The sequence below is a fragment of the Streptomyces fildesensis genome (assembly GCF_016107395.1).
In the GTDB taxonomy this organism is placed as follows: domain Bacteria; phylum Actinomycetota; class Actinomycetes; order Streptomycetales; family Streptomycetaceae; genus Actinacidiphila; species Actinacidiphila fildesensis.
Window position 1 is genome coordinate 97,974 of the sequence record NZ_JAAIKO010000027.1, and the last position, 9,151, is coordinate 107,124.

The 9,151-nt window shown below is 69.7% G+C and carries 8 protein-coding genes; all 8 read left to right on the forward strand.

Features of this window, described 5'->3' with window-relative positions; all coding sequences use genetic code 11:
- Positions 1 to 34: 34 nt before the first annotated feature.
- Positions 35 to 1,291, forward strand: a complete 1,257-nt coding sequence (locus tag C6N31_RS28305) for an FAD-dependent oxidoreductase (protein ID WP_138356808.1) — start codon at positions 35 to 37, stop codon at positions 1,289 to 1,291.
- Positions 1,284 to 2,531 (forward strand): FAD-dependent monooxygenase, encoded by a 1,248-nt coding sequence (locus tag C6N31_RS28310; protein ID WP_244809611.1) that lies wholly within the window; start codon positions 1,284 to 1,286, stop codon positions 2,529 to 2,531. Before C6N31_RS28305 ends, C6N31_RS28310 begins: the two co-directional genes overlap by 8 nt.
- A gap of 12 nt (positions 2,532 to 2,543) precedes the next feature.
- Positions 2,544 to 3,389, forward strand: a complete 846-nt coding sequence (locus C6N31_RS28315; RefSeq protein WP_138356806.1) for an NAD(P)H-binding protein — start codon at positions 2,544 to 2,546, stop codon at positions 3,387 to 3,389.
- A 204-nt stretch (positions 3,390 to 3,593) separates the two neighbouring features.
- The gene (locus tag C6N31_RS28320) at positions 3,594 to 3,953 is read left to right on the forward strand and encodes an antibiotic biosynthesis monooxygenase family protein (RefSeq protein WP_244809613.1); all 360 of its coding nucleotides are present in this window, start codon (positions 3,594 to 3,596) and stop codon (positions 3,951 to 3,953) included.
- A 17-nt stretch (positions 3,954 to 3,970) separates the two neighbouring features.
- Positions 3,971 to 4,858: an NAD(P)-dependent oxidoreductase gene (locus C6N31_RS28325; RefSeq protein WP_138356805.1), complete on the forward strand. Its 888-nt coding sequence runs from the start codon at positions 3,971 to 3,973 to the stop codon at positions 4,856 to 4,858.
- 101 nt (positions 4,859 to 4,959) lie between these two features.
- Positions 4,960 to 6,168 (forward strand): methionine adenosyltransferase, encoded by a 1,209-nt coding sequence (gene metK / locus C6N31_RS28330; protein WP_138356804.1) that lies wholly within the window; start codon positions 4,960 to 4,962, stop codon positions 6,166 to 6,168.
- A gap of 25 nt (positions 6,169 to 6,193) precedes the next feature.
- A complete protein-coding gene (locus C6N31_RS28335; protein ID WP_138356803.1) occupies positions 6,194 to 7,177 on the forward strand; it encodes a carbohydrate kinase family protein in 984 nt (327 codons plus the stop codon).
- On the forward strand, positions 7,174 to 9,151 hold a 1,978-nt coding region (locus C6N31_RS28340; protein WP_198358531.1), incomplete at its 3' end, for a homocysteine S-methyltransferase family protein. The genes C6N31_RS28335 and C6N31_RS28340, both read left to right, overlap by 4 nt.

Here is a 9,151-nt window from a genome sequence, read left to right on the forward strand (position 1 = left end):
GCATCCGGCCCCGACCTCGTAACAGGAGTAGTTGATGGACACTGCCCGCGATTCGGGCCGGCCGCTTCGGATCATCATCATCGGTGGTGGCATCGGCGGACTGTGCCTCGCCCAGGGGCTGAAGCAGGCCGGTATTGAGGACGTCGCCGTCTATGAACGCGATCAGTCCGCCCGGGGCCGGATGCAGGGGTACCGGCTGAGGATCAGCCCCGACGGGGAGCAGGCGCTGCGAGAGGTCCTGCCTCCCCGGTTGCAGGAGCTCCTCAGCGCCACCTCGAACCAGCGCGGCGAGGAGGGCCTGGCGGCGTACGACGAGCACCTCGAACCGAAGTGGGCGCCCACGTTCAGCGATCCGCGCGGAGATTCACCGGACAAGGTGGACGCCGTGGACCGGGCGACGCTGCGCCGGATCCTGCTCGCCGGCCTGGACGACACAGTGCGCTTCGGCAAGCGGTTCACCCACTGCGAGCAGGTGGGCGGCCGCGTGGTGGCGCACTTCGACGACGGCGACTCGGACGTGGGCGATGTGCTGGTCGCCGCCGACGGGGTGAACTCCACGGTGCGCACCCAGTTGCGGCCGGCTGACCGCGCGCTCGACCTGGGCGTGCGGGGTGTCCTGTCGCGCACCCCGAGGGCCCAGGCCGTCGCTGCCGGGTTGCCGGATGCCTTCAAGGACCGCTTCGTCTATGTGATCGGTTCGGACGGATACCACCTCGGACTGATGCCCATGGTCTTCCGCGAGCAGCCGGACGACGCCTCGGCCCGGCTGTGGCCAGGACTGGAATTCGAGAAGACCGACGACTACTACATGTCGGTCTTCAGCGTGCACCAGGACTCCCTGGGGCTGTCCGACGACACGTTCTTCGCGATGAGCGGCGAGGAGCTCAAGCAGCTGGTGCTGGAACGGACCACCAACTGGCACCCGGACCTGCGGGCCGTGTTCGCCCACGCGGAACCCGAGGAGACCCACCCGGTCGCGCTGCGGGCGACGTCGCCGGTCGAGCCCTGGGAGCCCGGCAATGTGGTCCCGCTCGGGGACGCGGTGCACACCATGCCTCCCACCGGTGGGGTCGGTGCCAACACCGCGCTGCGCGACGGGGCCGCACTCACCCGGGCACTGACCCGGGTGAGCCGCGGTGAGCAGTCACTGACCGATGCCGTGACGGAGTACCAGACGGAGATGGTCAAGTACGCGACCGAGGCCGTCGACATGTCGTTGAAGATCGCCAAGTGGTCCATCCAGATTGATGTCGACGGGGGACAGACACCTTCGAGCGTGTCCAGTGTCTGATCGGAACGGTTCGGCCGGTGCCGGCCGCCATGCCGTGGTGGTGGGCGGCGGCATCGGCGGCCTGTCCGCGGCTGTCGGGCTGCACCGGCTCGGCTGGCGCGTCACCGTACTGGAGCGCGCCGATCGGATGCGTGAGTCGGGGGCGGGTATCTCGCTGCTGACGAACGCCCAGCGCGCGCTCGACCGGCTCGGGGTCGGCGATGCGGTACGCGCCCTCTCGGCGACCATGGATCCCGGCGGCGAGGGCCTGCGGGCGGCGTCCGGGCGGCGGCTGCAACGGCCGGCCGATCCGGCCTTCCTGCGCGAGCGCGGACTGTCGATCATCGTCCTGCCCCGGCCGGACCTGCACGGCACGCTGCGCGCAGCCCTGCCGGAGGCATCGCTGCACACCGGCGCCGACGTCACCGAGGTCACCGACGTGACCGACGGCGCCCGCGTCAGCTACCGGACCGAGGGCGGCGAGCGGACCGTGCACGGCGACATGGTGGTCGCCGCGGACGGCACGTTCAGCCGGATCAGGAGCGCCCGCTGGCCGCAGGTGCCACCGCCGGTCTACAGCGGCCACAGCGTCTGGCGGGGTATCGCCGAGGGGTGCGACGGCAGCGCCGAGCCCGGCGGCAGCACCTGGGGCCGGGGCCGGGAGTTCGGGCGGATGCCACTGGCCGCGGACCGCGTCTACTGGTTCGCCGTGGCCAATCTTCCCGAAGGTGTCCGATACCCCGACGAACACGCGCAGGTGCGAGAGCGGTTCGGCTCCTGGCATGACCCGATCCCCGCGCTGATCGCCGCCACGCCGCCCGACCGGGTGCTGCGCCACGACGTCTTCGAGCTGGCACAGCCGCTGCCCAGCTATGTCTCGGGCCGTGTGGTGATGCTCGGCGACGCCGCCCACGCCATGACCTCGGACCTCGGACAGGGTGCCTGCCAGGCGCTGGAGGACTCGGCCGTGCTCTGCTCCGTGCTGGCGGCCGAGGCCGACATCCCCCGCGCGCTCGCCGGCTACGACGAACTGCGGCGGCCCCGGTCACAGGCGATCGTCGAGGCCTCCCGCCGGATGGGAGAGCTGAAGCTGAACGAGCGGCGCCTGGAGCTACTGGTGCGCAACGTGAAGCTGAGAATCGCGCCACCGCGTGCCGGACAGAAAGGGGTGGCCGGTGTTGGCGACTGGCACCCCCCGGCGCTGCCGGAACCGGTCCCGGTTCCGGAACCTGCCGGGCCGGTTTCCACCCGGCGTCCTTGAGGAGGACGAACGATGATCCTGGTCTTCGGAGCCACCGGCAATGTCGGCAAAGAGGTGGTCAACGGGCTGGTCGAGCGCGGGAAGCAGGTCCGGGCCTTCACCCGGAACCCGTCCCGGGCCGTCTTCGACAGCGAGGTGGAGGTCCGCACGGGAGACCTCGACGACAGCCGGAGCATCCGGGCCGCGCTGGAGGGGGTGGACGCGGTGTTCATGCTCTCCGCGGGCCCCGACGCCCTGTCCTACGACCTCGCCGTGGCCGAAGAGGTGCGGCGCGCGGGTACGGCGCGGGTGGTGCGGATGTCCTCGGTGGCCGCGCTGCCGCCGGTCGAGACTTCGTACGGCCGCGCGCACGCCGAGGCGGACCGCGCGTTCCAGGACTCGGGCGCGGCGTGCACGATGCTGCGCGGTGCGACCTTCATGACCAACGCGCTGCAGTGGCGGGCGTCGATCAGGTCCCACGACACCGTCTACGGGGTGTACGGGACGATCGCCCGCGCCCTGGTGCATCCGGCGGACGTCGCCGCGGTGGCCGCCACCGCCCTCGTCACCCCGGGCCACGAGGGCCGTAACTACACGGTCACCGGCCCGGAGGCGCTCACCACCGACGACGCGGTCCAGCGGATCGCCAAGCTGCTCGGGCGGCCTCTGAGCTACGTGGAGATGCCGGTGGAGAAGGCCCAGCAGGCCATGGTCGGCGCGGGTCTGTCCGCCGAGTTCACCGAAGGGCTGCTGGCCGTGCAGAGCGATCCTGATCCGGCGCGCGGTGGTATCCCGCTGCCGACCGTGGAGTCCGTCACCGGTCTTCCTCCCCGCACCTTCGACAGCTGGCTGAAGGACCATCAGGAGGATTACAGCTGAGCGGAGTTGACTTCACAGAAACGGCCCTCGGGCATGCACACCTCCGCGCGGCGGGGTGCGTGCCCGAGGGCCGTCCAGCGTCCTGACCGCCGGCCGTCACATCGCGACAGGGGTGCCCCTTGAGCCGGTCTCGATCGGGTCCTGCCAGCGTTCCGCCGACCACCGGAGGTGCTCCGGCGGCGTCCAAGAGACCGGCGGTGAGACGTGAACGGCAAAACGAGCAGTGGCGGCACCGATGCCCCGCCCTTCCGGGTGATTCTGCGGATGGAGATCCGCCCGGGGGCGGCGGTCAACTTCGAGCACGCGTGGCTGGAGGTCGCAAGGGTGATCGCCCTCGATCCCGCCAACCTCGGCCAGGTGCTGGTGCGCAGCGCCGAGGAGGAGTTCGTCTACTACGTCTTCACCGACTGGATCGACGAACCCAGCTTCCGGGCGTTCGAGCGCAGTGAGGCGCATGTCGAGCACCGTCGCCGACTGAAGCCCTTCCGGGTCGGGGGTCAGATGATCCTCAGCCAGATCGTGTACGACCTCGGCGGTCTGGGCGCCGCCGCAGCGACCGCCTGACCTCAGCGAGGAGTGACATGGACGCGAAGCAGCTCGCCTTCATCGGACTGGGAAACATGGGTGGCGGAATGGCGCACACCCTGCTCGACGCCGGTTACCCGCTCACGGTGTACAACCGCACGGCAAGCAAGGCCGAGCCGCTGGTCGCCGCAGGAGCCCGGGCCGCCGCCACCCCCGTCGAGGCGGCGACCGGCCATGGGGTGGTGATACTCAGCCTGAGCGACGAGCACGCCGTGGAGCAGATCCTGTTCGGCCTGCTCGCGCCGGTGCTGGAGCCCGGCACCGTGGTGATCGACACCTCCACCGTCTCGCCCCGCTACGCCAGGGAGTCCGCGGAGCGCCTCGCGCAGCTGGGCGTACGCCGGGTGGAGGCGTGCGTGGTGGGCAATCCCTTCCAGGCCCGCAAGGGTGAGCTTCGGGTGTTCGCCTCGGGCCGGGACGATGACATCGCCGACGTGCGGGACATCCTCGACACCATCGGCTCCGAAGTGGTGCCGGCCGGGGCACCCGGCATGGCCACCACCATCAAGCTCATCTTCAACCTGCTGCTCGGCGCCCAGGTAGCCGCACTCGCCGAGAGCGTCGCCTACGGGGTGAGCGCCGGACTCGACCGCGACATGCTCATCTCCTCCATCGTCGGCAGCGGGTTCAGCTCGGTCGTGATGCGCTTCCGGGCGAATCTGATGCTCAACGGAACCTACGAACCAGCCTTCTTCCGCGCCGAGTTGATGGAGAAGGACCTCCGGCTGGCCAACCAGGCCGCACAGGAGGCAGGTGTCACGCTGCCGGTACTCGACATGGTCCGCGCCCGGTTCGCCGAGGTCATCGAGGCCGGGGACGGCGACAAGGACGCGTCCGTCCTCGTCGAGCACACCAAGCGTGACCAGTCCGCGTTCGGCTCCTGAGAGCCGCCCCCCGACGCCGTAACCGCGTCAACCCCGTCTTGAGCGGCCTTGCAGGCACTGCACGCAACATGGCCTGAGGTTGCCGACCATCTGGAGGAACCGTGTCCCGCCGCCTGTTCACATCGGAGTCCGTGACCGAAGGTCACCCCGACAAGATCGCCGACCGGATCAGCGACACCATCCTGGACGCGCTGCTCCGGCAGGACCCGACATCCCGGGTCGCCGTGGAAACCCTGATCACCACCGGGCAGGTGCACATCGCCGGAGAGGTGACGACCAACGCCTACGCCGACATCGCCACCCTCGTCCGGGAAGCCGTGCTCGACATCGGCTACGACTCGTCCGCCAAGGGCTTCGACGGCGCCTCGTGCGGTGTCTCGGTCTCCATCGGAGCGCAGTCCCCGGACATCGCCCAGGGCGTTGACACCGCCTACGAATCCCGCATCGAGGGTGGCGAGGACGACCTCGACCGCCAGGGCGCCGGCGACCAGGGCCTGATGTTCGGCTATGCCTGCGACGACACCCCGGAACTGATGCCGCTCCCGATCGCCCTCGCCCACCGGCTGGCCCGACGGCTCACCGATGTGCGCAAGGACGGCACCATCGCCTATCTCCGGCCCGACGGCAAGACCCAGGTCACCGTCGAGTACGACGGCGACAAGGCGGCGCGGCTGGACACCCTGGTGGTCTCCTCCCAGCACGCCTCCGACATCGACCTTGACGGTCTGCTCGCACCCGACGTGCGCGAATACGTCGTGGAGCCGGAGCTCAGGGCACTTGCCGAGGCCGGCATCGGCCTGGACACCGACGGCTACCGGCTGCTGGTCAACCCGACCGGCCGGTTCGAGGTCGGCGGTCCGATGGGTGACGCGGGGCTGACCGGCCGGAAGATCATCGTCGACACCTACGGGGGTATGGCGCGGCACGGTGGTGGCGCATTCTCCGGCAAGGACCCGTCCAAGGTGGACCGTTCCGCCGCCTACGCGATGCGCTGGGTCGCCAAGAACGTCGTCGCCGCCGGCCTGGCGCGCCGCTGCGAGGTACAGGTCGCCTACGCGATCGGCAAGGCCGCTCCGGTCGGGCTGTTCGTGGAGACCTTCGGAACCGAGACCGTACCGGTCGAGCAGATCCAGGAGGCCGTCGGAAGCGTCTTCGACCTGCGTCCCGCCGCGATCATCCGGGACCTCGACCTGCTGCGGCCGATCTACGCCCAGACCGCCGCCTACGGGCACTTCGGCCGGGAGCTGCCCGACTTCACCTGGGAGCGGACCGACCGCACCGAAAAGCTGGTCGCCGCAGTGCGGGGCTGACCTCAGCCAAAGGAGAGAAACAGTTGTGAAGATCGCCGTCACCGGATCCATTGCGACCGACCATCTGATGTTCTACCCCGGCCGCTTCACCGAGCAGTTGCTCGCCGACCGGCTCGACAAGGTATCTCTTTCCTTCCTCGCCGACGACCTGGAGGTCCGGCGGGGCGGGGTGGCGGCCAATATCGCCATCGGCCTGGGACGGCTGGGAATCCGGCCCCTGCTGGTCGGGGCGGCGGGCGTCGACTTCGCGGAGTACAGGCAGTGGCTCGAGGGCAACGACGTCGACACCGCCTCGGTACGGGTGAGCGAGACCCGGCACACCGCGCGCTTCGTCTGCACCACCGACGCGGACCAGAACCAGATCGCGACCTTCTACGCGGGTGCGATGTCCGAGGCCCGGGAGATCGCCCTCGCCCCGGTCGTGGAGCGGGCCGGTGGTCTCGATCTGGTCGTGGTCTCGCCCAACGACCCGGACGCGATGCTCCGGCACACCGCGGAGTGCCGTGAGTTGGGCATCTCGTTCGCCGCCGATCCCTCGCAGCAGCTCGCGCGTCTCGACGGACCATCGGCCCGGCAGTTGGTGACCGGTGCGACCTACCTGTTCACCAACGACTACGAGGCCTCGCTGCTCCAGGAGCGCACGGGATGGACCCACTCCCAGCTGCTCGACCAGGTCGGCACCTGGGTGACCACCCGCGGCGCCGACGGTGTGGACATCGCGCGGGCCGGCGAGCCGACCCTCTCCGTGTCCGCGGTGCCGGACGCCACGGTGGTGGATCCGACGGGAGTCGGTGACGCCTTCCGGTCGGGCTTCCTGGCAGGCGTCGCCTGGAAGTGGTCCGACATCCGCTCCGCCCAGCTCGGCTGCGCGCTGGCCTCAGTGGTGCTGGAATCCATCGGGACCCAGGAGTACGAGATCTCACCTGCCGAGCTCACCGCCCGTATCCAGATCGCCCACGGCGACGAGGCGGCCGATGCGATCGAGCCCCAACTGGTGGGCGTGTCATGAGCGCGGCCGCCCGGTCGGACGCGCTGCGTCGGGCATTCGCCACCCGGGTGGTGGTGGCCGACGGCGCGATGGGCACGATGCTGCAGGCCCAGGACCCCTCGATGGACGACTTCGAGAACCTGGAAGGGTGCAACGAGGTTCTGAACGTCACCCGGCCGGACATCGTGCGGTCGGTGCACGAGGAGTACTTCGCGGCGGGTGTCGACTGCGTCGAGACCAACACCTTCGGGGCGAACCTGGCGGCACTGGGGGAGTACGACATCCCCGGCCGCATTCATGAACTCTCGGTCTCCGGTGCCCGGTTGGCCCGCGAGGTGGCGGACGGCTTCGCCACGCCCGACCGGCCGCGCTGGGTGCTCGGCTCCGTCGGCCCCGGCACCAAGCTGCCCACGCTCGGCCACGCACCCTACGTGGCGCTGCGGGACGGCTACGAGGCGAATGTGGCCGGGCTCGTCGAGGGCGGCGCGGACGCGATCCTGGTGGAGACCACTCAGGACCTCCTGCAGACCAAGGCCGCCATCCTCGGCGCGCATCGCGCTCTGCGGAAACTCGGAATCAACCTGCCCATCATCACGCATGTGACCGTCGAGACGACGGGCACGATGCTGCTGGGTTCCGAGATCGGTGCGGCGCTGACGGCGCTGGAACCGCTCGGTATCGACATGATCGGTCTGAACTGCGCTACCGGGCCGGCCGAGATGGGCGAGCACCTGCGCTATCTGTCGCAGCATGCCCGTATCGCCGTCTCGTGCATGCCCAATGCCGGCCTGCCGGTGCTGGGCAAGGACGGCGCGCACTACCCGCTGTCGCCGGAGGAGCTCGCTGACGCGCACGAGACCTTCGTGCGGGAGTACGGGCTGTCGTTGGTCGGCGGCTGCTGCGGCACCACCCCCGAGCACCTGCGGCGGGTCGTGGAGCGGGTGCGGGGCCTGGACCTGTCGCCGCGCAACCCGCGCCCCGAACCAGGTGCCGCGTCGCTCTACCAGACGGTGCCGTTCAAGCAGGACGCGTCGTATCTGGCGATCGGTGAGCGGACGAACGCCAACGGGTCGAAGAAGTTCCGTGAGGCCATGCTCGAAGGCCGTTGGGACGACTGCGTCGAGATGGCCCGCGACCAGATCCGCGAAGGCGCGCACCTGCTGGACCTGTGCGTGGACTACGTCGGCCGCGACGGCGCCCTCGACATGAGTGAGATCGCGGGCCGTTTCGCGACCGCGTCGACGTTGCCCATCGTGCTGGACTCCACCGAAGTTCCTGTACTGAAGGCCGGGTTGGAGAAGCTCGGTGGTCGCGCCGTCATCAACTCCGTCAACTACGAGGACGGTGACGGACCTGAGTCACGTTTCGCGCAAGTCACCGCACTGGCCTCGGAGCACGGTGCCGCGTTGATCGCGCTGACGATCGACGAGCAGGGCCAGGCCCGCACCCCCGAGCACAAGGTCGCCATCGCTGAGCGCCTCATCACGGATCTGACCACCAACTGGGGCATCCATGAGTCCGACATCCTGGTGGACTGCCTGACCTTCACGATCGCCACCGGCCAGGAGGAGTCCCGCAAGGACGGCATCGCCACCATCGAGGCGATCAGGGAGTTGAAGCGCCGCCACCCCCTGGTGCAGACGACCCTCGGCCTGTCGAACATCTCCTTCGGGCTCAACCCGGCCGCCCGCGTCGTACTGAACTCCGTGTTCCTCAACGAATGCGTTGCGGCAGGTCTGGACTCCGCGATCGTGCACGCCGCGAAGATCGTGCCGATCGCTCGTATCCCCGAGGAGCAGCGGGAGATCGCCCTTGATCTGGTCTATGACCGGCGCCGTGAGGGCTACGACCCGCTGCAGGCCTTCTTGGAGGCGTTCGAGGGCGTCGACATGAAGTCGGTGAAGGCCGGCCGGGCCGAGGAGCTCGCCGCCCTGCCACTGGACGAGCGCCTGCAGCGGCGGATCATCGACGGCGAGAAGAACGGCCTGGACCGCG